This is a genomic window from Aquabacter cavernae, assembly GCF_003993795.1.
In the GTDB taxonomy this organism is placed as follows: Bacteria; Pseudomonadota; Alphaproteobacteria; order Rhizobiales; family Xanthobacteraceae; genus Aquabacter; species Aquabacter cavernae.
In genome coordinates this window covers 278,336-302,817 of record NZ_RWKV01000008.1, presented here as the reverse complement: position 1 = coordinate 302,817, position 24,482 = coordinate 278,336, and the positions used below count along the sequence as shown (strand labels likewise).

Annotated in this window: 22 protein-coding genes; 8 read left to right on the top strand and 14 right to left on the bottom strand. The window is 68.2% G+C overall.

The genetic code is table 11. The features are described from left to right. Positions 1–13: 13 nt before the first annotated feature. The 4 genes from glyA to exbB all read right to left on the bottom strand — a co-directional run bounded on the left by glyA (position 14) and on the right by exbB (position 3,714). Positions 14–1,324 (bottom strand): serine hydroxymethyltransferase, encoded by a 1,311-nt coding sequence (glyA, locus tag EJJ38_RS06180; RefSeq protein WP_127089234.1) that lies wholly within the window; start codon positions 1,322–1,324, stop codon positions 14–16. Between the two features lie 159 nt (positions 1,325–1,483). Beyond that, the gene (locus EJJ38_RS06175) at positions 1,484–2,329 is read right to left on the bottom strand and encodes an energy transducer TonB (protein WP_127090292.1); all 846 of its coding nucleotides are present in this window, start codon (positions 2,327–2,329) and stop codon (positions 1,484–1,486) included. Between the two features lie 5 nt (positions 2,330–2,334). Next, positions 2,335–2,781 carry a TonB system transport protein ExbD gene (gene exbD / locus EJJ38_RS06170; RefSeq protein WP_127089233.1) on the bottom strand — a complete coding sequence of 149 codons (447 nt, stop codon included), beginning with the start codon at positions 2,779–2,781 and terminating at the stop codon, positions 2,335–2,337. A gap of 3 nt (positions 2,782–2,784) precedes the next feature. Beyond that, positions 2,785–3,714, bottom strand: a complete 930-nt coding sequence (gene exbB, locus EJJ38_RS06165; RefSeq protein ID WP_338021858.1) for a tonB-system energizer ExbB — start codon at positions 3,712–3,714, stop codon at positions 2,785–2,787. Between the two features lie 453 nt (positions 3,715–4,167). On the opposite strand from exbB, the gene EJJ38_RS06160 reads away from it, so the two are divergent. Beyond that, a complete protein-coding gene (locus EJJ38_RS06160) occupies positions 4,168–4,539 on the top strand; it encodes a DUF2946 family protein (protein ID WP_127089231.1) in 372 nt (123 codons plus the stop codon). Between the two features lie 74 nt (positions 4,540–4,613). Continuing rightward, positions 4,614–6,701, top strand: coding sequence for a TonB-dependent receptor family protein (locus tag EJJ38_RS06155; RefSeq protein ID WP_164738430.1), 2,088 nt, complete (start codon positions 4,614–4,616; stop codon positions 6,699–6,701). Positions 6,702–6,726: 25 nt separating this feature from the next. On the opposite strand, the gene EJJ38_RS06150 is transcribed toward EJJ38_RS06155, so the two are convergent. Then, positions 6,727–8,145 (bottom strand): sugar porter family MFS transporter, encoded by a 1,419-nt coding sequence (locus EJJ38_RS06150; RefSeq protein ID WP_274704720.1) that lies wholly within the window; start codon positions 8,143–8,145, stop codon positions 6,727–6,729. A gap of 269 nt (positions 8,146–8,414) precedes the next feature. On the opposite strand from EJJ38_RS06150, the gene rimO reads away from it, so the two are divergent. Next, the gene (rimO, locus tag EJJ38_RS06145; RefSeq protein WP_127089228.1) at positions 8,415–9,758 is read left to right on the top strand and encodes a 30S ribosomal protein S12 methylthiotransferase RimO; all 1,344 of its coding nucleotides are present in this window, start codon (positions 8,415–8,417) and stop codon (positions 9,756–9,758) included. A gap of 281 nt (positions 9,759–10,039) precedes the next feature. Here the strand turns inward: rimO and rpoZ are convergent, their stop codons facing one another. After that, positions 10,040–10,429, bottom strand: a complete 390-nt coding sequence (gene rpoZ, locus EJJ38_RS06140; protein ID WP_127089227.1) for a DNA-directed RNA polymerase subunit omega — start codon at positions 10,427–10,429, stop codon at positions 10,040–10,042. Positions 10,430–10,627: 198 nt separating this feature from the next. Between rpoZ and EJJ38_RS06135 the strand changes: the two genes are divergently transcribed. After that, positions 10,628–11,230: a LabA-like NYN domain-containing protein gene (locus EJJ38_RS06135; RefSeq protein WP_127089226.1), complete on the top strand. Its 603-nt coding sequence runs from the start codon at positions 10,628–10,630 to the stop codon at positions 11,228–11,230. 4 nt (positions 11,231–11,234) lie between these two features. Beyond that, positions 11,235–11,864, top strand: a complete 630-nt coding sequence (locus EJJ38_RS06130; RefSeq protein WP_127089225.1) for a uracil-DNA glycosylase — start codon at positions 11,235–11,237, stop codon at positions 11,862–11,864. Here the strand turns inward: EJJ38_RS06130 and EJJ38_RS06125 are convergent. The 3 genes from EJJ38_RS06125 to dapA all read right to left on the bottom strand — a co-directional run bounded on the left by EJJ38_RS06125 (position 11,852) and on the right by dapA (position 13,912). Then, on the bottom strand, positions 11,852–12,415 hold the full coding sequence (locus tag EJJ38_RS06125) for a peroxiredoxin (protein ID WP_245454134.1): 564 nt from the start codon (positions 12,413–12,415) through the stop codon (positions 11,852–11,854). The genes EJJ38_RS06130 and EJJ38_RS06125 overlap by 13 nt on opposite strands. Before the next feature lie 85 nt (positions 12,416–12,500). Continuing rightward, positions 12,501–12,980 (bottom strand): SsrA-binding protein SmpB, encoded by a 480-nt coding sequence (gene smpB / locus EJJ38_RS06120; RefSeq protein WP_127089224.1) that lies wholly within the window; start codon positions 12,978–12,980, stop codon positions 12,501–12,503. A 32-nt stretch (positions 12,981–13,012) separates the two neighbouring features. After that, positions 13,013–13,912, bottom strand: coding sequence for a 4-hydroxy-tetrahydrodipicolinate synthase (gene dapA / locus EJJ38_RS06115; protein ID WP_127089223.1), 900 nt, complete (start codon positions 13,910–13,912; stop codon positions 13,013–13,015). A 387-nt stretch (positions 13,913–14,299) separates the two neighbouring features. Here dapA and EJJ38_RS06110 point away from each other — a divergent pair, with 387 nt between their 5' ends. Both EJJ38_RS06110 and EJJ38_RS06105 read left to right on the top strand, forming a co-directional pair. Beyond that, positions 14,300–16,450 carry a lytic transglycosylase domain-containing protein gene (locus tag EJJ38_RS06110; protein WP_127089222.1) on the top strand — a complete coding sequence of 717 codons (2,151 nt, stop codon included), beginning with the start codon at positions 14,300–14,302 and terminating at the stop codon, positions 16,448–16,450. A gap of 362 nt (positions 16,451–16,812) precedes the next feature. Beyond that, positions 16,813–18,066, top strand: coding sequence for a multidrug effflux MFS transporter (locus EJJ38_RS06105; protein WP_127089221.1), 1,254 nt, complete (start codon positions 16,813–16,815; stop codon positions 18,064–18,066). 38 nt (positions 18,067–18,104) lie between these two features. Here the strand turns inward: EJJ38_RS06105 and EJJ38_RS06100 are convergent, their stop codons facing one another. Then, the gene (locus EJJ38_RS06100) at positions 18,105–18,392 is read right to left on the bottom strand and encodes a hypothetical protein (protein ID WP_127089220.1); all 288 of its coding nucleotides are present in this window, start codon (positions 18,390–18,392) and stop codon (positions 18,105–18,107) included. 115 nt (positions 18,393–18,507) lie between these two features. Further along, on the bottom strand, positions 18,508–19,869 hold the full coding sequence (gor, locus tag EJJ38_RS06095) for a glutathione-disulfide reductase (RefSeq protein WP_127089219.1): 1,362 nt from the start codon (positions 19,867–19,869) through the stop codon (positions 18,508–18,510). Between the two features lie 100 nt (positions 19,870–19,969). Here gor and EJJ38_RS06090 point away from each other — a divergent pair, with 100 nt between their 5' ends. Continuing rightward, the gene (locus EJJ38_RS06090) at positions 19,970–22,126 is read left to right on the top strand and encodes a glycosyltransferase family 2 protein (protein ID WP_164738429.1); all 2,157 of its coding nucleotides are present in this window, start codon (positions 19,970–19,972) and stop codon (positions 22,124–22,126) included. Positions 22,127–22,439: 313 nt separating this feature from the next. On the opposite strand, the gene EJJ38_RS06085 is transcribed toward EJJ38_RS06090, so the two are convergent. The 3 genes from EJJ38_RS06085 to EJJ38_RS06075 form a co-directional block, all read right to left on the bottom strand. After that, positions 22,440–22,976 carry a DUF2059 domain-containing protein gene (locus tag EJJ38_RS06085; protein ID WP_127089217.1) on the bottom strand — a complete coding sequence of 179 codons (537 nt, stop codon included), beginning with the start codon at positions 22,974–22,976 and terminating at the stop codon, positions 22,440–22,442. 112 nt (positions 22,977–23,088) lie between these two features. After that, a complete protein-coding gene (gene rpiA / locus EJJ38_RS06080) occupies positions 23,089–23,793 on the bottom strand; it encodes a ribose-5-phosphate isomerase RpiA (RefSeq protein ID WP_127089216.1) in 705 nt (234 codons plus the stop codon). Between the two features lie 163 nt (positions 23,794–23,956). Continuing rightward, complete coding sequence (locus EJJ38_RS06075) at positions 23,957–24,343, bottom strand: hypothetical protein (RefSeq protein WP_127089215.1); 387 nt, start codon at positions 24,341–24,343, stop codon at positions 23,957–23,959. Positions 24,344–24,482: the final 139 nt, after the last annotated feature.

Genomic DNA, 24,482 nt, shown 5'->3' with positions numbered 1-24,482 from the left:
TCCGGCGCCCCGCTCAGCCGTAGATGGGGAAGCGATCCAGAAGGCTCGCCACCTTCTGCCGAACCGCCTGCTCAACCAGACTATCTTCGTCCACCCCCTTTTGCGAGAGGACGCCCAGCACCTCGGCGATCATATCGCCCACCTGCTGGAACTCCTTCACGCCAAAGCCGCGCGTGGTGCAGGCCGGGGTACCGAGCCGCACGCCGGACGTGATGGCGGGCTTGGCGGGGTCGAACGGGATGCCGTTCTTGTTGGTGGTGATATGCGCGCGGCCGAGAGCCGCCTCGGACACCTTGCCGTTGAGGTTCTTGGGGCGCAGGTCCACCAGCATGAGGTGGGTGTCGGTGCCGCCGGAGACAATAGCGAAGCCGTGGCCGCGCAGGGTCTCGGCCAGGGCCTTGGCGTTCTCCACCACGTTCTTCGCGTAGATCTTGAACTCGGGGCGCAGCGCCTCGCCGAAGGCCACCGCCTTCGCCGCGATCACATGCATGAGCGGGCCGCCCTGGATGCCCGGGAAGATGGCAGAATTGACCTTCTTGGCGATGTCCTCGTCATTGGTGAGGATCATGCCGCCGCGCGGGCCGCGCAGGGTCTTGTGGGTGGTGGTGGTCACCACATGGGCGTGGGGGAAGGGGCTGGGATGAGCGCCACCCGCCACGAGGCCCGCGAAATGGGCCATGTCCACCATGAGCTTGGCGCCCACGCTGTCGGCGATCTCGCGCATCTTGGCGAAGTCGATCACGCGCGGATAGGCCGAGCCGCCCGCCACGATCAGCTTGGGCTTGTGCTCGTCCGCGAGGCGCGCCACCTCGGCATAGTCGATGCGCTGGTCGTCCTCGCGCACGCCATAGGGAACCGCCTTGAACCACTTGCCGGACATGTTCACCGGCGAGCCGTGGGTCAGGTGGCCGCCCGCCGCGAGGTTGAGGCCGAGATAGGTGTCGCCCGGCTGGAGCAGCGCGAAGAACACACCCTGGTTCGCCTGGCTGCCGGAATTGGGCTGCACATTGGCGAAGGCGCAGCCGAACAGCTTCTTGGCGCGCTCAATGGCGAGGTTCTCGGCCACGTCCACGAACTGGCAGCCGCCATAATAGCGACGGCCCGGATAGCCTTCGGCGTACTTATTGGTGAGCACCGAGCCCTGGGCTTCCAGCACCGCGCGCGAAACGATGTTCTCCGAGGCGATCAGCTCGATCTCGCCACGCTGGCGACCCAGCTCGGCGGAGATGGCGGCCGCGATCTCGGCGTCGGTCTCCGCGAGGGGAGCGGAAAAGAAGCGGGTGTTGTCCTCCGCGGAGGAACGGGTCGCATCATGCGATGCCATGGGCGGTCTCCGAAGGTTCGGCGCGGTGGGTCCGGCACGCTGGAAAGCGCCCGGTCCAGGCAGGCGGCTCGCTTATCACAGTGCGTGGCTCAAGTCCAAAGCCCAGGTCCAAAGGCGCGCGGGAATGCCGGGGGCAGCCGCCCCCGGCGGGGAACCTGTTCAGCGCAGGTTGAAATTCACCGGAACGGTGAAGGTGATGACGCTGCCCGCCACCTCGGGCGGCGGCGCGGGCACGGGCGAGGCGCGCTGGATCATGGCCATGACTTCCGCATCCAGGCGCGGCGAGCCGGAGGTGCCCACAAGTGTCGCACCCACCACGCGGCCCGACCGATCGATGGAGAAGCGCAGGCGTGCCGTCCCCTCCTCCTTCGCCGTCCGCGATTCGCCGGGATAGCGCTTATGGCGGTTGAGATGGGAGACGAGCATGCTGCGCCAGGTGGCGGGCGCGGTGGAATTGGCGCTGGACGACCCGGCCGAGGGCGCGGCGGTGGCCGTGGAGGTGGGCGCGTCCGAACGGGGCGCCGCGCTGGTGGCGGGCGCGGGCGGCTTGCGGCTCGCCGTGGGCTTGGGCTTCGGCTTCTCCACCGGCTTGGGCGGCGGCGGCTCGGGAACCGCTTCCTGCGGCTTCTGCGGCGGCAGCAGCGCCTCCGACAGCGGCATGGGAGGCGGCAATTCCGGCAGTTCGAGCAGCGGCTCGGTGATCGGCTGAGGCGGGGGAACCGCCTCCTCAAGATCCTCCGGCAGATCCTTCACCGGCTCCGGCGCCTGAACCATCTGGGGACCCGGCGCGATGTCCTCCACCTCGGAGGGGGCGGAGACCGGCATGGGCGCGAGGTCGATCATCATGGCCGCAGCCGCCGGCTCCGCCGCCGGGCGGGGCCAGTGCAGCGCCAGATAGGCCGCGCCCACATGGGCCGACAGCACCACCGCACCCGCCACGAGCCAGCGCGTGCCGTAGCCGCCTCCGCCATGCTTGGGCGCGGGGGTCGCCGTGTTCCAGTCCATGGCGGTCAAGGGGCGGTTCCCGGCGCGGCGGGCTGGGCGGCGCCTTCGAGACCGACCAAGGCCACCTTCAGATAACCGGACGCGCGCAGGAGGTTCATCACCTCCATCACGTCGCCATAGGGCACGGACTTGTCCGCGCGCACGAAGATGCGCTGCTGGCGGTCATTGTTGGTGGCCGCGTCCAGAACCCGGCCGATGCCGTCGCGCGGAACCGCGTCATTGCCTAGCGACAAATCGAGCGACTTGTTGATGGAGAGGAAGACCGGCTTTTCAGGGCGCGGCTGCTGCTGGGCATTGGAGGTGGGCAGTTCCACCTGGATATCCACGGTGGCGAGCGGCGCCGCCACCATGAAGATGATGAGCAGCACCAGAATCACGTCGATGAACGGCGTGACGTTGATGTCGTGGTTTTCGACGAGGTCTTCCCCGCCGTGGTCGAGATTGGCGGCCATGGATTATTCCGCCGCCGCCCGCATCCGCGCGCCGCCCACCGCCTCGCGATCGAGGTCGCGGGACAGGTGGCGCATCACCTCGGCCGAGGCGTCGGCGAGGGAGCCCTTGTAGTTGGCGATGGCGCGGGAGAACACATTGTAGATGATCACAGCCGGAATGGCCGCCACGAGGCCGATGGCGGTGGCGAGCAACGCCTCGGCGATGCCGGGCGCCACGACCGCAAGGCTGGTGGTGTGCGCCTTCGAGATGCCGATGAAGCTGTTCATGATGCCCCACACGGTGCCGAACAGGCCGATGAAGGGCGACGTGGAGCCGATGGTGGCGAGGAGCCCGGTGCCCAGGATCATCCGGCGGGCGGCATGGGCCTCGATGCGGTTGAGCGCGATGGCGACCCGTTCCTTGATGCCCTCGGCCGGCAGGGCGCGGGAGACTTCCATCTCGGCCAGGGCGGCACGGACCACCGCACCGGCGGCACCGCCCGTCTTGCCCGGCACCGCCTTGGCGGCGGCGGCGAGGCCGGGGGCCCGGCGCAGCATGGCGAGGGTGGAGCGCACGGCGCGATTCGCCGTCAGAAGCTCCATCGTCTTCACCAGCCACACGGTCCAGGTGATCACGGAGGCGAAGGCGAGACCGATCATCACCGCCTTCACGACGATGTCGGCGGCCATGAACATGCCCCACGGGGACAGGTCATGGGGCAGAATGCCGGGAATGGCTTCCGGCAGCGGCGCGGGCTGGGCCGGAGCGGCCGGGGTCGCATCCTGCGGCGCGGCGCCCTGCGCCAGGGGAGCCGCCGGAACAGCGGCCGGGGCGGCGGTGGCCGGAGCCGGCTGGGCGACCGGCGCGGGCGCCACGGCCGCCGGAGCTGCGGGTGCCTGTGCCACCGGAGCGACGGCCTGCGTGCGGGGGGCCGCGGACGCCGGCGCGGACATTTGGGGCGCGGAAATCTGGGGAGCGGCGGCCGGGGCTTGAGCGTGCGCCGTTCCCATCGCAGCGCAGAACACAAGCGCTGCAAGAACGGTCGGGATCCCCCCCGGATTGAAGGCCGAAGGTAGACCCATACAGTCGCGTATCGTCATCGCGTCACCGGCGTCGAAAAAATGGAGCTGGTTTGGCTGGCGATCCGCGCTGCGGATTGGCTGGCTATCTCGTACTATAGCCTGTGTCGGGGCACGAGGTTAAGCGTTTTTGCAGTGCAAAAAGCATACGCGCCGTGATGACGCAGGGACAAGCGGTCGCCGCTCACGCAGTCTGCCCGCGCTCATTCCCGCCATCTTTATAAGAGTGGTGCGGCAGGCTGAGGGTTCGGGTCCGCGATGTCATCGGTGAGGCGCCACGCAAGGAAAGCTGGCGCGCGGCCTCGGTCGCGCGGGCGGCTGACCCATATGGCGCGCCTGACCGGCTGGTGCCTCTCCTACCTTCTCCTCGTGCATCTCATCCTCGGTGGAATCGCCGCCGGGGCGCTTGCGGGACAGACGCTCGCCCCCGCCGCAGCGGACGCCGCCCCCCTCTTCTGCACCACCCATACGGAAGCCGGACCCGATTCCCCGGCCGGAATGGACCATGGGGTGCATTGCGTGCTCTGCCCCCTGGGCGGCAGCACCCCGCTTCTGGCCACGCCGCCCGCCACCCAGGCGCCCGCCGCCCGGACCGGCCTCGACATCACCGCCCCGGCCCCGGAGGGCGCCCCCTCCCCCGCGCCGCCGGTCCACGAGCACGCCCGACCGCGCGCGCCACCCACCTCCGCCCGAGCCTGACATCGCCGCTGCCTCGGCAGCCGTCCCCGGCTCGATCCGCCGCGCCCATGCGCGCCGGATCGCGGAAAAACTCCATGATCTTTCCTTCTTCCACGCGCCACCGCGCGCGCTTGCTTGCCTGTCTCGCGTCCACCGCCCTCGCCGCCCCCGCCCTCGCCCAGGAACAGGCGGGAGAGCTTCCCGTCATCACCATCACGGGGGGACAGGCGGGCAGCATCACCGTGCTCACCCCGGAGCAGGCGCGCGCCCGGCTCGATCTCATTCCCGGCGGCGTCGCGCTGGTGACGGCGGACCAGTGGCGCGACACCCCGGCCACCACCATCAAGGACATGCTGGATTATGTGCCCGGCGTGTTCGCCCAGCCCAAATGGGGCGAGGACACACGTCTCTCCATTCGCGGCTCCGGCGTCTCCCGCAACGCCCATCTGCGCGGCGTCACCCTCTACCAGGACGGCGTGCCCCTCTCCTTCACCGATGGCGGCGGCGACTTCCAGGAGATCGACCCGACATCCTACCAGTATGTGGAGGTGTTCAAGGGCGCCAACGGCTACCAATACGGCGCCAACGCGCTGGGCGGCGCCATCAATTTCGTCTCGCCCACCGGTCGGTCCAATCCGGGCCTGGGCGTGCGGCTCGATGCGGGCAGCTTCGATTTCTACCGGCTGCAGTCGAATGTGGGCGGCGTGAACGGCGCCTTCGACGGCTACGTCACCGGCTCCTACATCTCCCAGGGTGGCTTCCGCGACCATTCCTCCGGCACCAATGCGCGCGGCAGCGCCAATTTCGGCTGGCAGGCCAACGAGAACATCGAGACGCGCTTTTATTTCAACGCCACCGATGTCCAGCAGGACATTCCCGGCGCGGTCTCCAAATATGTGGCGCTCCATTCCCCCCAGAGCGCCAATCCCACCAACGTGGCGCTGGACTATGAGCGCAACATCCAGTCCGTACGGGTGGCCAACAAGACCAGCTTCATCCTGGCCGACACCACGCGGCTCGACGTGGGCGTCTATTACAATGACAAGTCCCTGGTGCACCCCATCTTCCAGGTGCTGGACTATGGCTACCAGGATTACGGCGCCTTCACCCGCCTCGTGGACGAGCGCGTCATCGGCGGCTTCAAGAACCGCCTCGTGGCGGGCGTGAATTACGGCACCGGCACGGTGGACGCCCAGCGCTACACCAATGTCTACGGAAACGCCGCGAACCTCGTCTACATGTCCACGGACGAGGCCACCACCACCACCGTCTATGCCGAGGATAATCTCTATCTGACGGACCAGTTCGCCCTGGTGGCGGCGTTCCAGTATCTGGACGCGAGCCTCGGGCGGCTCGCTTATCTCGGCACCGTGTCGGGGGGCAATGACTACCAGCTCTTCCTGCCCAAGGGCGGCTTCATCTGGGAACTGGGGCCGGACGCACAGCTGTTCGGCAACGTCTCGCGCTCCGGCGAGGCGCCCACCTTTTCGGAACTGACCAATTTCGCCGTGGGCGACATCGCCAACCTGAAGGCGCAGACGGCCACCACGGCGGAAATCGGCTCGCGCGGCCGCACGCCCACCTTCTCCTGGGACGTGTCGCTCTACCGCTCCTGGGTGGAGAACGAGCTTCAGTGCCAGGATACGGGCGTGCTCATGGGGCTCACCTGCACCGTGGTGAACCTCTCCAACACCATCCACCAGGGCCTGGAGGCGGGTGCCAACTGGAATTTCCTCCAGGGGCTTGCGGTCACGTCCCCCTCGGCGGCGCCGGACGGCCTGTGGCTGAACTTCGCCTATACCTATAGCGACTTCTTCTTCGACAATGATCCGGTGTGGGGCAACAACCAGCTTCCCGGCATTCCCCGCCACTATCTGCGGGCGGAGCTGCTCTACAAGCATCCCAGCGGTTTCTATGCCGGGCCGAACGTGGAATGGGTGCCGCTCGCCTACTTTGTGGACGACGCCAACACCCTCAACACGTCGCCCTATGCCCTGCTCAACTTCAAGATGGGCTATGAGCCGCCGGGCGGTCGCTTCTCGGTCTATCTGGACGCCCGCAACCTGTTCAACGAAGCCTATATCGCCAGCGTCGCCGTGACCGGGCGCGCCGCGCCCAACCAGGCGCTGTTCGAGCCGGGCAATGGACGCGCGCTCTATGTGGGCACCAAGATGACGTTCTGACCGTCGCTCCCCCGCGCGGCGCGCCTCAGCGCCGGGCGGGGGCCCCGAGGGTGCGCAGCGGCTGGCCGGAACGCAGATGCGCCTCGATCTCCTCCAGCGTCCGCCCCTTGGTCTCCGGCACGCAGCGCGCGCCGAACAGCATCGCCAGAAGGCTCATGACCGCCGCCAGCGCGAACACCGGCGCGAACCCAAAGGCCTGCTCCAGCGGGGGAAAGGCCAGGAGCGCCAGGAAGCCGAACACCCAATTGGAGAGCGTGGAGAGGGCGATCCCCGCCCCCCGCAATGTGAGCGGAAAGACCTCCGACGCCATCACCCAGGGCAGCGGGCCGATGGCCAGGGAGAAGGACGCGCCGTAAAGCGCCAGCGCCATGAAGGCGAAGACCTGCACCTCCAGTGTGCCGATGGCCGCCGTCGCGGCCAGGAGGGCAAGGCTGAACGCGGCCCCGCCAAAGCCGAGGAACAGAAGCCGCCGCCGCCCGATCCGGTCCACGAGCGCCATGGCCACCACCATGACCGCGATGTTGAGGGCGCCGAAGCCGAGCGTGGTGGCGATCTGGGCGCTGCCCTCGTCCAGCCCGGCCTGGGCGAACACGGTGGGGGCATAATGGATGGCCGGGCCGATGCCGGTCATCTGCTGGAAAAAGAACAGGCCCGTCCCCACCAGCAAGGCGGGGCGGATTTCCGGGGCCAGCAGGTCGCGCCAATTGCCGTTGCGCGCATCCGCCCGCGCCGCCGCCCGCAGGGCCGCCACCTCAGCGGTGATGCGCGGATCCCGGCTTTTCCAGCCGTTCAGCCGGGCGACCAGCGCCCCCGCCTCTTCCACCCGCCCCGCCTGGACCAGAGCGGGCGGAGATTCCGGCAGGCGCCAGAGGGCCACCAGCAGGACGAGGCCGGGCGCGGCGGCGCTGGCGAACAGAAGCCGCCAGTCATCATCCACGGCCACGCCCACCAGATAGGCCGCCAGCACGCCGATGGAGAAGGCCATGGGAAAGGCGCAGGCCAGCATCCCTCGGCGGGCGGCGGGTGCGGTCTCCGCGATGTAAGCAGGCGCGGTGATGGCGCCGATGGCGATGGCCACGCCCAGCACGAACCGCCCCACCGCATGCAGGATGATGCCCGGCGCGCCCGCGCTGACCAGGGCACCCGCGATGAACAATACCGCCGCGCCCATCAGCAGGGGCCGCCGCCCCCAGGAGCCGGACAGGAGCGCCCCGGCCAAGGCGCCCATCAGCGCGCCGAGCGGCAGGGAGGCGGTCATCAGCCCCTCTTCCATGGGCGCCACCACAAGGGTCCGGCCGAGGGGGGCGAGGGTGGCGGTGATGACGCTCTCGTCATAGCCGGTCAGCAACCCCGCCAAGGCGGCGATGCAGGCGATCACATAGACCATGACAGCTCCCCGGCCACGCAGTTGGGCCCTAGTGGAGCCCGCCCGCCGGGTGCGCAATAGACAAATGCGCTCGCCGGATTTTGATGGCCCCGCGTTTGCCTGGGGGGTGCTCGGCGGCGCGCGAGGATTGACGGCGCGGTCCGCCTCCCTTAACGCCTCAGAGCTTCTCTAGAGTGCGATCCTTTGGGCGGACAGCAATCTGCTTCCCGCCCAAAGGTGAATCGCTCTCTCACTTTTTGAAAAGAGACGGATTCAGTGTTGAAACCGTATCGCTGGGCGATCCGGTCTCAAAACATCCGGCTCTTAGGAATGACTGTCGCCGCCTCATGGCCGAACTCGCGCCCAAAGCCGCGCCGCATGCGCCGCGTATCTCTTTCGTCTCGCTGGGATGCCCCAAGGCTCTCGTGGACAGCGAGCGCATCGTCACGCGCCTGCGCGCCGAAGGCTACGAGCTGACCAAGACCCATGCGGGCGCGGACCTCGTCATCGTGAATACGTGCGGCTTCCTCGACAGCGCCAAGGCGGAGAGCTTAGCTGCCATCGGCGATGCGCTGGCGGAGAACGGCAAGGTGGTGGTCACCGGCTGCATGGGCGCCGAGCCCGAGCAGATCCATGCCGTCCATCCGGGCGTGCTGGCCGTCACCGGGCCGCAGCAATATGAGAGCGTGCTGGCCGCCGTCCATCAGGCGGTGCCGCCCAGCCACGATCCCTTCCTGGATCTGGTGCCCGAGCACGGTGTGAAGCTGACGCCGCGCCACTACGCCTATCTGAAGATTTCCGAGGGCTGCAACAACCGCTGCACCTTCTGCATCATCCCCAAGCTGCGCGGCGATCTGGTGAGCCGCCCCCTCAGCGACGTGATGCGCGAGGCCGAGCGCCTCGTGAAGGCGGGCGTGAAGGAGTTGCTGGTCATCTCCCAGGACACCTCGGCCTATGGCGTGGATATCAAGTACGCCCCGAGCATGTGGCGGGACAAGGAGCGCGCCGCGCGCTTCTTCGATCTCTCCGAGGCGCTGGGCGAACTGGGCGCCTGGGTGCGCCTCCATTATGTCTACCCCTATCCCCATGTGGACCGGGTGATGGAGCTGATGGCGAGCGGCAAGGTGCTGCCCTATCTGGACATCCCTTTCCAGCACTCCAACCCGGACGTGCTGCGGCGCATGAAGCGCCCGGCCTCCCAGGAAAAGACGCTGGCCCGCGTCCAGGCCTGGCGGAAGGCCGTGCCGGATCTGACGCTGCGCTCCACCTTCATCGTCGGCTTCCCCGGCGAGACCGAAGCGGAGTTCGAGGACCTGCTCGGCTTCCTCCAGGAAGCGGAGCTGGACCGGGTGGGCTGCTTCAAGTTCGAGCCGGTGGCGGGCGCCCCGGCCAACGACATCGCCTTGCCGGTGCCGGACGAGGTGAAGGCGGATCGCTATGACCGATTCATGCGCACCCAGCAGGCCATTTCCGCCCGGCGCCTCAAGCGCAAGGTGGGCACCCGCCAGCAGGTGATCATCGATGCCGTCACGCCCCAGGGCGCCATCGGCCGCACCAAGGGCGACGCGCCGGAGATCGACGGGCGGGTGCATGTGACCTCGCGCCGCCCGCTGCGGGTGGGCGAGATCGCCAGCGTGAAGATCGACGGCGCCGACGCCTACGACCTGCGCGGCACGGCGGTCGGCTTCTGATGGTGATGCGTCAGGTGAGAACCTGACCACAAGCCACTGATATAAAATAAGTGAACAACGATCGGCTCATCCGGCCCTGCGGGAGAGCCATCGCCATGCCCTCCCCGAGGGAGAGCGGGTTTTGCCGCGCCCGCTACCCAAGCATCGCGCCACATCGGTCGCGATAGAAGACACCCGCCCCACGACATCCCAATCGCCACCTCGGACCCGCCCAAGAAAAAAGGCGCGGTCCGCTTCCGGACCGCGCCTTCTTGAAACCTGGTGTGGCTTGCGCCGGGGCCTCAGCCCTCGTCGTCGTCCGAATGCTCCGGCGGCACAAGGCCCTGGAGGCCGGCCAGCAGTTCTTCCTCGGTCATGCGGTCCATGACCACGTCGGCATCGTCGGAGGAGCGGGATTCGCTGGAGGCGATGAGCGGCACGGCCTCGGGCTCGGGCTCGTCCACCTCGGTGAAGCGCTGGAGCGAGTGGATCAGGTCTTCCTTCAGATCCTCGGGGCTCACGGTCTCGTCCGCGATTTCGCGCAGGGCCACCACGGGATTCTTGTCGTTGTCACGATCCACGGTGATGGGCGAGCCGGAGGAGATCATGCGGGCACGGTGACCGGCGAGGAGGACCAGCTCGAAGCGGTTATCCACCTTGTCGATGCAGTCCTCAACAGTGACACGGGCCATGGACTCGGCACTCCTCGCGCAGGATAATCTGAATTGTCATTTCGGAAGCCGGCCTTACTACCGTAAAAAAATTGGCCACGCAAGCCCGCAGGGCCGATTTCGCTTGCACTTTCTTTCAGAACATAGGAAAAGGTCCAAAAGAAGCGACCTTTAAAGAATAACCGCTTAAACCGTCAAATTTCACGTTGCGGGCCTTACATGATATCAAATGAAAAAATTGCGCTACTCATAGATGGCGCAAACCTCTACTCGGCTACGAAAGCGCTTGGATTTGATATCGACTACAAGAGACTGTTGAAGGAATTCCAGTCTCGCGGTTATCTTTTGCGCGCGTTCTATTATACGACGCTGATCGAAGATCAGGAATATTCGTCCATTCGACCTTTGCTGGATTGGCTGGACTATAACGGCTATTCCGTGGTCACGAAGCTCGCCAAGGAATTCACGGACGCCCAGGGCCGCCGCCGCGTGCGCGGAAACATGGACATCGAGATCGCCGTGGACGCCATGGAACTGGCCGGCCATGTGGATCACATCATCCTGTTCTCCGGCGACGGGGATTTCCGCTGCCTCGTGGAAGCGCTCCAGCGCAAGGGCATGCGGGTGAGCGTCATCTCCACCATCTCCACCCAGCCGCCGCTCATCGCCGACGACCTGCGTCGCCAGGCGGACGTGTTCATCGATCTCGTGGACCTTCAGCCCAAGATCGGCCGCGACCCCTCCGAGCGGCAGGGCCGCATGCAGGAGACGCCGCGCTTCCTGGAGCGGCGCGGCGCGGCACCGGAGCCGCACGAGTCCTGATCCCGTGACCCCGGAACCCGGGCGGGACTGCCCGCTCTGTCCGCGCCTCGCCGCGTTCCGCGCGGAATGGCGCGCTGCTGAACCCGACTGGTTCAATGCGCCCGTTCCCGCGTTCGGGCCCGCGGACGCGCGCCTGCTCATTGTCGGCCTCGCGCCCGGCGTGCGCGGCGCGAACCGCACAGGCCGCCCCTTCACGGGTGATTATGCCGGCGATCTTCTCTATGCGACCCTGAAGGAATACGGCTTCGCGCAGGGCGACTATGCGGCCCGGCCCGATGACGGCCTGGAACTGCGCGACGCGCGGATCGTCAATGCGGTGCGCTGCGTGCCCCCGCAGAACAAGCCCCTGCCCCCGGAAATCCGCACCTGCCGGACCTTCCTCTCAGCCGCCAAGGATGAGATGGCCAACCTCAAGGCCGTGGTGACGCTGGGCAAGATCGCCCATGATTCCACCGTGGCCGCGCTGGGCGCCCGTCCGGCCCATGTGCGCTTCACCCATGGTGGCCGGGCGCGCGTGGGCGGGCTGGAGGTGTTCTCCAGCTACCATTGCTCACGCTACAACACGAATACCCGCGTGCTCACGCCCGACATGTTCCGCGCGGTGTTCGCGCAGGTGCGCGCCTATCTGGGGTGACGGGCCAGGAAGGCCAGGACGTCCTCCACATTCAGGTGGGGCGGGAAGACCGGGTAGAAGACGTGCTCGATGACGCCGTCCTCGATCACCAAGGTGAGGCGCTTCAGCAGCGTCATGCCGTCCACCGTGAAGGTGGGAAGGTTCGCCCGGCGGGTGAAGGACAGGAGATGGTCCGACAGAAGCGGGTACGGCAGGTCGAGCCGCTGCGCCACTTCGTTCTGATAGTCGGTATCCTGGGTGGAAAGGCCGAAGACGTGGGAAACCCCGCGCGCCGTCAGCTCCTGGAAATTGTCGCGGAAGCTGCAGGACTGGGGCGTGCAGCCCCGCGCGCCGGGGATTTCGTCCCATCCGTCCGGATTGGAAACACCCGGCTGGCCGGTGCGGGGATAGCAATAAACCACCACGCGCCCGGACAGGGCCGACAGGTCCACCGTCTGCCCATGGGTACCGGGCAGGCGCACGATGGGCAGTTCCATCCCCGGCAGATGGGAGGCGGCGCCGTCATCCTCGGGCGCGGGGAGATTCTCGGGAAGCTCAGTCAGATCGCTCACGGGCCGCTCACTCGACGCTTTTGCTGATGATGCCGCGATCTTGCCCGACAAGCCGCCGCGCACGCAATCGCGCTGACGCGGGGCCTCAGCCCCGCTCGCGCATGAGCCGGGCCTTGTCGCGCGACCAGTCGCGCTCCTTCACGGCCTCGCGCTTGTCGTGGGCCTTGCGGCCCTTGGCGAGGGCGATCTCCACCTTGGCGCGGCCCTGCTCGTTGAAATAGATCTTGAGCGCCACGACCGTCATGCCCTCCCGCTCCACCGCATGGGCGAGCTTGCTGATCTGCCGCTTGTGCAGCAGCAGTTTTCGGGGCCGGCGCGTTTCGTGGTTGAAGCGGTTGGCTTCCAGATATTCCGGGATGAAGGCGTTGTAGAGCCACATCTCCCCGGCCTTGGCCGCGGCATAGCTCTCGCCCACCGTCGCCTTGCCGGTGCGCAGGCTCTTCACCTCCGTCCCGCTCAGCGCGATGCCCGCCTCGAAGGTCTCGCCGATATCATAGTCGAACCTGGCGCGCCGGTTGTCGGCGACCACCTTGCGCGGCAGGTCCTTCTTCTTCTTTTCGCTCATGGCTCCAATGCGGGGCAGTGCCCCGCATGCCTTCAGTTGATCAGGCCCGCATGGACAAGCGCGCGCGTGACGACGGCGCGGGACGTCTCGGAGAGCGGCACCATGGGCAGGCGCACGTCTTCCGCGATCCGTCCGAGCGCCGCGAGCGCGAATTTCGCGGGCGAGGGATTGGTTTCGATGAACAGGTGGGTGTGCAAGGGCATCAGCTTGTCCTGGATGGCCAGCGCCGCCGCATAGTCACCGGCCAGCGTCGCCTCCTGGAACTGCGCGCACAGGCGCGGCGCCACATTGGCGGTCACCGAGATGCACCCCACCCCGCCATGGGCGTTGAAGCCGAGCGCGGTACCGTCCTCGCCCGACATCTGGATGAAGCCCGGCCCCATCTCCTGCCGCTGCAGGGAGACGCGCGCCAGATTGGCGGTGGCGTCCTTCACGCCCGCGATGTTCTTCAGCTCGAACAGCCGCTTCATGGTCTCCACCGACATGTCGATCACCGAGCGGCTCGGGATGTTGTAGATGAAGATGGGAAGGCCGATGGCGTCGTTCACCGCCTTGAAGTGCTGGTAGAGCCCTTCCTGGGTGGGCTTATTGTAATAGGGCGTCACCACCAGAACGGCGTCCGCGCCCACGCGCTCGGCATGGCGCGAGAAGGCGACCGCCTCCAGCGTGCTGTTGGAGCCGGCGCCGGCGATGACCGGCACGCGGCCCTTCGCCTGGTCCACGCACCACTCGATCACCTTTTCGTGCTCGGCGGCGGTCAGCGTGGGGCTCTCGCCCGTGGTGCCAACCGGCACGAGGCCGTGCGTGCCCTCGGCGATCTGCCACTCCACCAGCTCGCGAAACGCTTTCTCATCCACGGCGCCGTCGCGGAAAGGCGTGACGAGAGCAGTGAAGGAGCCGCGGAAGCGCTCCGGGGACGCGGGGGTGGACATGGCCTGTGCCTTGTTTTGATTGACGATGTCGCCAGCCAGGAAAGCCCGGCCGGATCGCATGAGATAAACTGTTGCGGGCGGATCCGAAAGGGTATGCGGCACAAAGTTCCACGCGCCCCGGCCCGGCCCGCGCGAGCCCTGCTTTCGCCCGCTTTGCATGATCACGTCTCCACGCGCCGTGCCCCGGGCTTCGGGAATGGGGACACGTCCGCGCTTCTCTTCTTCCATCGCCCCGGCTGCTGGCCGGGTCGGACGGGTTTCGCTCACGCAGCGTGGGCCGGGACAAAGGTGCGTGAGCAGGGCTCAGGCACCTTTGCCATTAGGACTTCGTCAATCCTGCTGGCCGAGAAATAGGCCGAGCTGCGAACCCAGCGTAGAGGACGTGCAATGCTGCCAGCCAAGAGCCTGATCTCCCGCACCGCACTGGCGATCGCCCTCGCCTGCGCCGTGCCGGCTGCGGCCGTGCCGGCATCGGCGCAGGACAGCAAGAGCACCAGCACGCCTCCCAAGCCTTCCAGCAAGCCGACCGCCGCGAAAGACACCAAGAAGCCGGACGCCAAGGCCGCGTCCAAGTCGGCGCCCAAGCCGGCTCCGAAGGCGACCGCAGCCAAGGGCGCGCCGCCCACCCTCGCCGCCGCGCCCGCGCCCGTCCTTCAAGGCGACCTCGCAACGCTGCGCAGCGCGGTGACGCTCGCCAAGAATGCCAAGGGCTCCGAGGCGCTCGCCGCGGCCCAGGGCCTGAGCGATCCGGTTGCCCGCTCGCTGGTGACCTGGCTGGTGATCCGCAGCGCCCCCAACGATCTCGGCTTCGACGGCGTCGCCGCCTTCCTGCGCGACAAGCCGGGCTGGCCCACCCAGTCCACCCTGCGCCGCAAGGCGGAGGCGGTGCTGTTCACCGAGAAGCGCTCGCCCCAGGCGGTGCAGGCCTTCTTCGGAGACCAGGCGCCCCTCACCGGCCCCGGCAAGATCGCGCTGGCCCGCGCCTTCGCCGCCTCCGGCGACACGCGCATGGTGGCGGCGCTGGTGCGTGACGCCTACCGCACCGACGACCTCTCCGAGAGCACGGAGCAGGTGGTGCTCACCGAATTCGGCACCATGATCACCCGCGCCGACCACAAGGCGCGCGCCGACAAGTTCAGCTACGACCCCGACACCGAGCGCGCCATGCGCGCCGCCGCCCGCGCGGGCTCGGACGTGATGGCCCTCACCCGCGCCCGCCTCGCCGTGGCGCGCCGGGAAGCGAACGGGGCGAGCCTGCTGGCGCAGGTGCCCATCACCCTGTCCAACGACCCGGCCTATCTGTTCGCGAAGGCGCAGCTCGCCCGCCGCGCCGACCGTCCCACGGAAGCCGCCCAGGCGCTGCTGGCCGCCCCCGACAATCCCACGGCCCAGGTGGACACCGACCAGTGGTGGATCGAGCGCCGCCTCGTGGCGCGCGAGCTGCTGGACGCGGGCGACGCGCGCACCGCCTACAAGGTGGCGGCGGACGCGGCGACGCCCACCTCCGACAATTACCGCTCCGAGGCGTCCTGGACGGCGGGCTGGATCGCCCTGCGCTTCCTCAACCAGCCGAGCGTCGCGGCCGGGCATTTCGCCAAGGCCGTCGAGGGGCAGACCAATCCCATCACGCTGGCCCGCGCCGGCTACTGGCTCGGCCGCGCCTCCGAGGCCATGGGCGATACGGGCACGGCTCGCGCGCGCTACGAGGCGGCCGCCAAGCACTCCACCACCTATTACGGGCAGATGTCCCGCCAGCGGATGGGCCTGCCCCCGGTGGCGCTGCGCCGCGCGCCCGACACCGGCATGGCCCGCGCCACCTTCGACCGGCTGGAGCCGGTGCGCGCCATCAAGCTGCTCTATGCCATCGGCGACCGGGACACGCCGATGACCATCTATTACGACCTCGCCTGGCGTATGGAGGACAGCGCCCAGCTGGTGCTGCTCGCCCAGCTCGCCGAGTCTAACAGCGATGCGCGCGGCGCGCTCGTGGTGGGCAAGGAGAGCGTCTATGAGGGCCATCCCCTCGACGCCCTCGCCTTCCCCACCTTCGGCCTGCCCTCCTACACCCCCATCGGCACGCCGGTGGACAAGGCCATGATCTATGCGGTGGCCCGGCAGGAGAGCCAGTTCAACGCCCGCACCCTCTCCAGCGCCAAGGCCATGGGCCTGATGCAGGTGACGCCCGCCGCCGGCCGCGAAGTGGCCAAGCAGACCGGCGCCACCTACAGCGAAGCGCGGCTGATGAGCGACCAGTCCTACAATGTGCAGTTCGGCGCGGCCGAGCTGGGCATGCTCATGGACAATTACGACGGCAACCCGGCTCTGGTCTTCGCCGCCTACAATGCGGGCCGGGGCAGCGTGCGCAAATGGTTCCAGCGCTACGGCGACCCGCGCGACAAGGACGTGGACCCGGTGGACTGGGTGGAGTTGATCCCCTTCTCCGAGACCCGCAACTATGTCCAGCGCGTGGTGGAGAACTACAACGTCTATCAGGCCCGCTTCGGCATCAACCGCCCGCAGCCCGTGGCGGCGCGCTGAGGCTGACGGGCGCCTGAATGGCATGCGCACCTTTATGGCGGGCATGCCCTCGCGTGTTCACTCCGGGGAAGCACGGCGGGCCGGAGCTGCTGCTCGTGATGGCTGAAGCAAGCCGTCTCCGGTCAAGCCGACACGTCCTCCCGCCGCCGCATGGACGCTGAGACGTCACGCCCCTAAGCGGGCGGACAAGGCCGTGAGCCTCGTGGCCGGCCCCCGCCCCGCTGCCCTTCCGTAGCCTTGCGCGGACGGCATGGGTGCCGCCGGAGCCACGCCCTCAGTCGCTTCAAATTACCGGCCCACGGGTTTAGAAGCGGTGCAGCCTTTCGGCCGCGCCGGTCCGGCGCCCAATCAGAGCAATCCTTATGCCCGCTAACCGCCGCTCCGGCCGGACGGATTCGGCCGCGCCCGGATTCGTCGAGTTCGTGGCCATCATCGCGCTGATGATGGGCATGACCGCCTTCTCCATCGACAATCTGCTGCCCGCCTTCGGTCCCATCCGCGCGCATTACCAGCTGGAGAATCCCAACGACCTGCAGCTCCTCATCACCGCCTATATGGTGGGGTTCGGGGTCATGCAGATCGTGTTCGGCACCGTCTCGGACATTGTGGGGCGCAAGACGACCTTCATGGCGGGCCTGGCCCTCTATGCCTTCGGCTGCCTGCTGGCCATGGTGGCGGACAGCTATACCCTGCTGCTCGCCGCGCGCGTGATCCAGGGCCTGGGCGCAGCCGCATCGCGCGTCCTGTCCGTGGCCATCGTGCGCGATCGCTATGAGGGGCGGGAGATGGCGCAGGTCATGTCCTTCTCCATGATGGTCTTCCTGATCATCCCGGTGATCGCCCCGTCATTCGCCTCGCTCGTGCTGCTGGTGGCCGAATGGCACATGATCTTCGGCGCCATGCTGGTGCTGAGCCTCGTGCTCGGCGTCTGGTTCGGCCTGCGCATGCCAGAGACGCTGCGGCCCGAATTCCGCGTTCCCTTCTCCATGCGCGCCATCGGCGCGGGCATGAAGCTCGCGGTGAGCAACCGGCGGACGCTGCTCTACACCACCTGCATGGGCCTGATGATGGGCTGCCTCATGGCCTATGTGGCGGCCTCCCAGCAGATCTTCGAGGATGGCGTCTATCACCTGGGCAAGTTCTTCCCCCTCGCCTTCGCGGTCATCGCGGGCGTGATGGGCATCGCCTCCTATGTGAATGCCAAGCTGGTGCGCACGGTGGGCATGCGCCGCCTGTCGCATTTCGGCGTGTGCGGCTTCACGCTCACGGGCCTCGGCCTCGTGGTGTCGGGGCTCGCTTATGACGGGGTGCCGCCGGTCATCCTGTTCTGCGCGCTGCTCGCCCTCGCCCAGGCGCTGTTCGCGATCACGGTGCCGAACTTCAACTCCATCGCCATGGAGCCCATGGGCGCGGTGGCGGGCACCGCCTCCTCCTTCATCGGCTTCTACACGACGCTGCTGGGCGCCGGCCTCGGCCTCATCGTGGGCCGCGCCTTCGACGGAACGGTGCTGCCGCTGGGCTTCGGCTATCTGATCCTGGGGATCTTCTCCGTCATCCTGGTGGCCATCGCCGAGAATGGCCGCCTGTTCTCGGCGCAGCGCGACGGGCACCTCTGAAACGAAGGGCCGCCCGTCACCGACCGGCGGCCCTTATCTCACAGGCCCAGTTCCTTCACGCAGCCTGCCACGGCCTTGGACAGGCGCAGGGACGCCGCATTGTCCTCGGTGGTCTGGCGCAGGGTGCAGGCATCGAGATTGCTGAAGGTGGCATCCGCCTTCATGGACTTGCCGCTGAAGGCTTCCAGCGTCGCGCGCCGGTCGGCGGTCACGAGCGCCTGATATTTCAGGAGCGAGCCGGCCTTGTCCTGGGTCGGCAGGATGGGATCGGCAAAGGCGCCGGACACAAGGCAAAGGCTCGCGCCAACCAGCACAAACGTCCGCACGGGGACCTCCGGAAGAAAAGGGGTGTGCGCCGCACACGCGGCCCCTTCTCCAACCCTTCCGCGCGCGGAAAATCAAGCCGGAAGATTGTACTTCCGCCGCGTCTTCCGGCCCATCTCAGCGCGTCTTCGTGCGCATGGTCACCAATTCCTCGGCGGCCGTGGGGTGGACCGCGACGGTGCGGTCGAAATCCGCCTTGGTGGCGCCGAGGCCCAAAGCGACGGCGGCGAGCTGGATCATCTCGCCCGCGTCCGGCCCCACGATGTGCACGCCCAGCACCTTCTCGCTGCCCTGCTCCACCACCAGCTTCATGAAGCTGCGGGTCTGGCGGCCGGAGAGCGTCGCCTTCAGCGGGCGGAAGGAGGTGGAATAGATGTCCAGCGCCCGGCCCTGCTTGCGCGCGGCCTCCTCGGTGAGGCCCACCGTGCCCACTTCCGGCTCGGAGAAGACGGCGGTGGCGATGAGGCTGTGGTCCACGGTCCAGGGAGTGCCGCCGAACACGCTGTCGGCGAAGGCATGCCCCTCGCGAATGGCCACGGGCGTCAGGTTCACGCGGTTGGTCACGTCGCCCACCGCATAGATGCTCGGCACATTGGTGCGCGACTGGGCGTCCACCTTCACGGCGCCGGCCGCATCCAGGTCCACACCCGCGCCCTCCAGGCCGAGCCCGCCGGTATTGGGCAGGCGGCCGATGGCGAGCAGGACCTCGTCCACCTCCACCTCGGTGCCATCAGACAGGCGCACCGCCTTGCCGGTGTCGGTGAGCGTGATGGAGGACAGGGTGCGCCCGCACAGCATGCGGATGCCGGAGCGCTCCATCTCGGTCGCCAGATGCGAACGCACCTCCTCGTCGAAGCCGCGCAGGATCACCTCGGCCCGCTGCACCAGCGTCACCTCGCAGCCGAGCGCACGGAACAGGCCGGCAAACTCCACCGCGATATAGCCGCCGCCCTGCACCAGCACGCGGCGCGGTAGCGCCTTGAGATGGAACGCCTCGTTGGAGGTGATGGCCAGTTCCCGCCCCGGAATGTCCGGCCCCAAAGTGGGCTTCGCGCCGGTGGCGACGAGGATGTAGCGGGCCTTCACCACTTCGCCCGTGGCGAGCAGGCGCACCGTGTTCGGCCCCTCCACCACCGCGCGGCTGTTGACGATGGTGACGCCCGCCGCCTCGGCATTGGTGCGGTAGATGGATTCGAGCCGCGCGATCTCCTTGTCCTTGTTGGCGATCAGCGTCGGCCAGTCGAAGCGCGCATCGGCCACCGACCAGCCGAAGCCCGCCATGTCCTCAAGGTCATGGGCGAAGCGGCCGGCATAGACGAACAGCTTCTTGGGCACGCAGCCGCGGATGACGCAGGTTCCGCCCATGCGGTACTCCTCCGCCATCATCACCTTGGCCCCGTGGCGCGCCGCGATGCGCCCCGCCCGCACGCCGCCCGAGCCTCCGCCGATGACGAACAGATCCACTTCGGTCTCGGTCATGGCACGGCCTCGCAATCAAATCGGGCGTCCGTTCAAGACCCGGCGGGCGGCGGCGTCAAGCCGATCCGTGCCGCGTCCGGCTTGCGGGATGCCGCAGGGGATGCTTCAAGGCCCCATGGTCCGCATCCGCGAAAGCGCTCCGGCGCAGGCACCGCACGGCATCGGCCCCGTCTGGCTGTCGGCCCGCCCCGAGGCGGGCGGCACACGGCGTTTTGTCCTGCCTCTCGCCTTGCGCCTGTGGCTGGCGCAAGCGGGCGGCGCCTATGTGCTCGACCTCGCTGATGCGCCCACCGGGCCGGACGGCATCACGCTGGACATGCTGGATGCGGGCGGACAGGTGCTTGCCTCCACCCGCATCGCCGCGCCGCTTGAGGCGGTCTTCCTGCCCAAGGGCACGGCGGCCATCACGGCGCCCCTTTCCCGTCTCGGCTTCTATCCGCGCTCCAAGCTGGGGCTGAAGCTGCATGCGATGCTGGCGGGCTCCTTCCCCGGTTTGCCGCCGCTGCGGCGCTGGAAGGAGGCCGGTGCGGCGGCGCGCGACCTGCGCGGCGCCCATGCGGCGCTCATGGAGAATTCCCCCGCCCGCCTGGCCGAGCGCGCTACGGCCTACCGCGCCTACCGGGCAAAGCATGTGGAGGATTTCGCCCACACCCTGCACGCTCGGCGCGACCTGTCCTTGTGCTTCGCGGGACCGCTTCCTCCGGCCCCTGCGGAGGCTGGGCTCCGGCTGACCGCCCTCCAGGCCCAGACCGATCCGAACTGGATGTGGCACGCGGCCCTCCCCACCGGCGCGCCGCCCGCGCTCGCCCAATGGGCCCGCACGGCGGCCAAGGACGAACCGCGCCTGCGCCTCTTCGAAACCTCTGCGGACGACGCGGACGCGCTTCGCACCCTCATCGCGGGTATCGACCGGGGCCTCGTCTGCCTGCTTCCCGCCTCCGGCCAGCCGACGCGCGACGCGGTGGCCATGATCCGGGATGCCTTCGCCCGCCACCCCGACTGCCGCCTTGCCTATACGGACGAGGAGGTGCTGGACGCCGAGGGACGCCCGGAGGCGGGCCTCTTCAAGCCCGCCTTCAACCGCCACCTCCTCCAGGCGGAGGACTATCTCGGTCATCTCGTCGCCGCGCGGGTGGATGCCGTGCAGACTGTGGGCGGGATCGATCCGTATCATGGGCCTGCGGCGCGCTATCACCTGCTGCTGCGCCTCGCCGAAACCCTGCCTGCCGCCGCCATCCGCCATATTCCGCGTGTGGCCTTCAGCGACCGGCCGTCGGGCCTTGCCGATCCCCATCCCGCCGCGCGGGCGCTGGAAGAGGTGGTGGGCACCTCCGTCACCATCATGGCGGACGGACGGCTGCGGCCGCTTCCGCCCATGCCGTCCCCGCAGCCGCTCGTCTCCTTCGTGGTGCCCACCCGTGACCGGGCGGACCTCATGGGCATGGCGCTGCGCTCGCTGATCGGCGAGACGGACTATCGCAACTTCGAGATCGTCATCGTGGACAACGGCTCGGTGGAGCCCGCCACCTTCGCTTTGTTCGAGGAGATCAAGGCCGCATGGCCCGACACCGTGGTGGTGCGCGACGATGGGCCGTTCAACTATCCGCGCATCTGCAATGCCGGGGTGGCGGCGGCACGCGGCAGCCTCATCTGCCTGCTGAACAACGACATCGAGGTGGTGGACGGGCGCTGGCTGGACGAGATGGTGGCCCTGGCCAGCCTGCCGCGCACCGGAATCGTGGGCGCCAAGCTCCTGTTCCCCGACCGCACCATCCAGCATGCGGGCGTCATGGTCGGCCTGTTCCGCTATGCCGCCCACTGGTTCTCCCATGCGGACCGCGACCTGCCCGGCCCGTTCGGCCGCCTCGTCGCCCGCGCCAATGTGAGCGCGGTGACGGGCGCCTGCCTCATGATCCGCCGCGACGTGTGGGAGAAGACCGGCCCCCTGGATGCGGAGCGCTTCGCGGAGGATTGCAACGACATCGATTTGTGCCTGCGGGCACGGCGCGCGGGTTATGAGGTGGTGTTCACGCCCTTCGCCTGCCTGATCCACCACGAATCGGCCTCCCGCGGGCGGAAGCGTTCCCGTGCCCACCGCAACCGGCTGAAGGCGCAGCGGCGGCGCATGGAGGATCTGTGGGGCACGCGGACCCTGGTGGACCCGCACTACAATCCCAACCTCTCCCGCGTGAGCCTCCACGCCACCCTCGCCGCCGCCCCGGAAGGCCCGCGCGACCCGCGCACGGACGGGATCTGAAAGCCGGCTTCCGGACCTGTGCGGGGTTTGCTTCGGCGTGCTCTCCCTGTAGGGTTTCCCCCTCCCAACCCTCCCCCGCAAGCGGGAGAGGGCTTTGCCGCCCGAAGGCGGAAGGCGCGCACCCATCTCCACCCAGCGCAACAGGTCCCCTCTCCCGCTTGCGGGGGAGGGTTAGGGAGGGGGAAATGGGGCGCACAAATCCAGCGCGCCTGGGTTTCCTCCCAGCCCAAAAGCCAATGAGACGTCAAACCCATGAAAAAAGGCGGCCCCGCGAAGGACCGCCCTTGAACACTGCAAACCGCTCAGGCTGCGATCAGAGATCGTAGCCCTTCTTCTTCATCTCGGCGCGAATGCGCTCCATGGCTTCGCCATTCACCCGCGCGCCCCACTGCTGGATGTTCTGCACGGCCTGCTGGACGATGGCCGGACGGTCGGTGACCAGCTTCTTGCCCACGGCGGACTTGTAGAAGGTGAGCGCCTGCTTCAGCTCATCCTCGGAAAAATGCTCCGCATAGGCGGTGGCGAGGATGTCCACGATCTCGGACTGGCGCTTGTCGAATTCGGGGCGCAGCGCGATGGCCGCCTCGCGCAGCTGGGGCGCGAGGTCGGGATTGGTCTGGAGGAAGCCGAGCGCGGCGCCGTCCAGCAGGTTCTGGAGCACGCCGTTGAAGGCCGCGGCCTCACCGTTGGACTGCACCAGCTCACGCGCCACCTGCATCGCGCTTGCGCTCGGGGCCTGGGCGGCGCTGGGAGCCGCAGCGGGCGCAGCCGTCTGGGCGGCGGCGGTGCCGAGAGAGAGGGCGAGGAAGAGAGCCCCGAGACCGAGGCGGGTGGCAGTCGAGCGGCGCATATGGCGTTCTCCGATTTGCGAAAGGTTCTAGATCACCTCCCGCCCCTGGGCAACGCGCCCGGCGGATGGCAACCTCTCCTCGATGATTTTGTGAAAGCCGAACCGGCGCGCCTCAGGCGGGATTGATGAGGAGCTGTACGCCTTCGGGCGCGGCCAGAACCACGCGGCGCGCAAGGCCCAGGAACAGCCCGTGCTCCACCACGCCCACCACGCCGTCCAGCGCACGCGCCAGGGCGTCCGGGTCGGGAATGCGCCCCAGTCGGGCATCGATGATCACATTGCCCTGGTCGGTGCGATAAGGCGCGCCGGAGGCGTCGCGGCGCAGGTCCAGCGGGCCGCCGCAGCCGACCGAGGCAATGGCGGCTTCCAGGCGCGGCAGCAGCGCCGCCAGCCCGAAATCCACCACCTCGATGGGCAGCGGGAAGGCCCCCAGCATCTCCACATGCTTGGAGGCGTCGGCGATGACGATCATTTCCTTGGCCGCGCTCGCCACCAGCTTCTCGCGCAGCAGCGCACCGCCCCCGCCCTTCACGAGGGCAAGGCCGGGCCCCACTTCGTCAGCGCCGTCGATGCACAGATCAAGTTCGGGCTGCTCGTCCAGCGTCGCCAGCGGCACGCCCAGCGACAAAGCCTGCTCCCGGGTGCGCTCGGAGGTGGGCACGCCCACTACGGTGAGGCCTGCCTTCACGCGCTCGGCCAGAAGGTCCACGAAATGCTTCGCGGTGGAGCCGGTCCCGAGCCCGAGGCGCATGCCGTCGGTCACGAATTCCAGCGCGCGGGCGGCGGCCTGGCGCTTCAGGGCTTCGGCATCGGACATGAGCGGCTCACGGTGCGAGGAGAATTCACGGCGAGACGGCCGGCGGCACGGCCGCTGGCCCTCCCGATCAGAGTTGCTCTATCGCGCCCGCGCGGCGGCGGCAAGGCAGGCGAACGGGCGTAGCGGGAACCGATCCCTTGCCCAGGGATCAGCTCCCCTTGGATCATTTGCCCTGCGGCGTGCAGAGGATCTTCGCTTCGTTGCCGCCGCCCGCCTTGGGCACGTCGCGCACATAGCAGATGCTCATCTCGCCGGTGTTGATGTTCACGCGGAACACGCCCGTCTCCCCCGAAAAGCCGGTGGAGACCAGCGCATAGGCGCTCGCGGTCTGCGGCCCGGCGCCATCGCCCTTGGCGAAGCAGCGGGTGACGCCCACCTGGGCCGCGTCCGGCCGCTCGAACTGGCAGGCATTCATCTCGCCGGTCTGGCGGTTCACGGAATAGACCCGGTTCGCCTTGTCGGAAGGCGGCGCGGCAAAGGAGAAGCCGCCTTGCGCCGGCTGGGCCTGGGCGGCGGGCGCCAGCGCCAGAACCGCGAGAAGACCGATCATCCCCGTACCCACGCGCCCCCGCGCGCCACTGCAAAAAGACACCCCGAACATGATTCCCTCCGACGAACGGCGCGCGAGAAAGGCTGGACAGCAAAAGCGGCAGGATTGTACGCACTTCCCGGCGGCACAGTACCGCGAA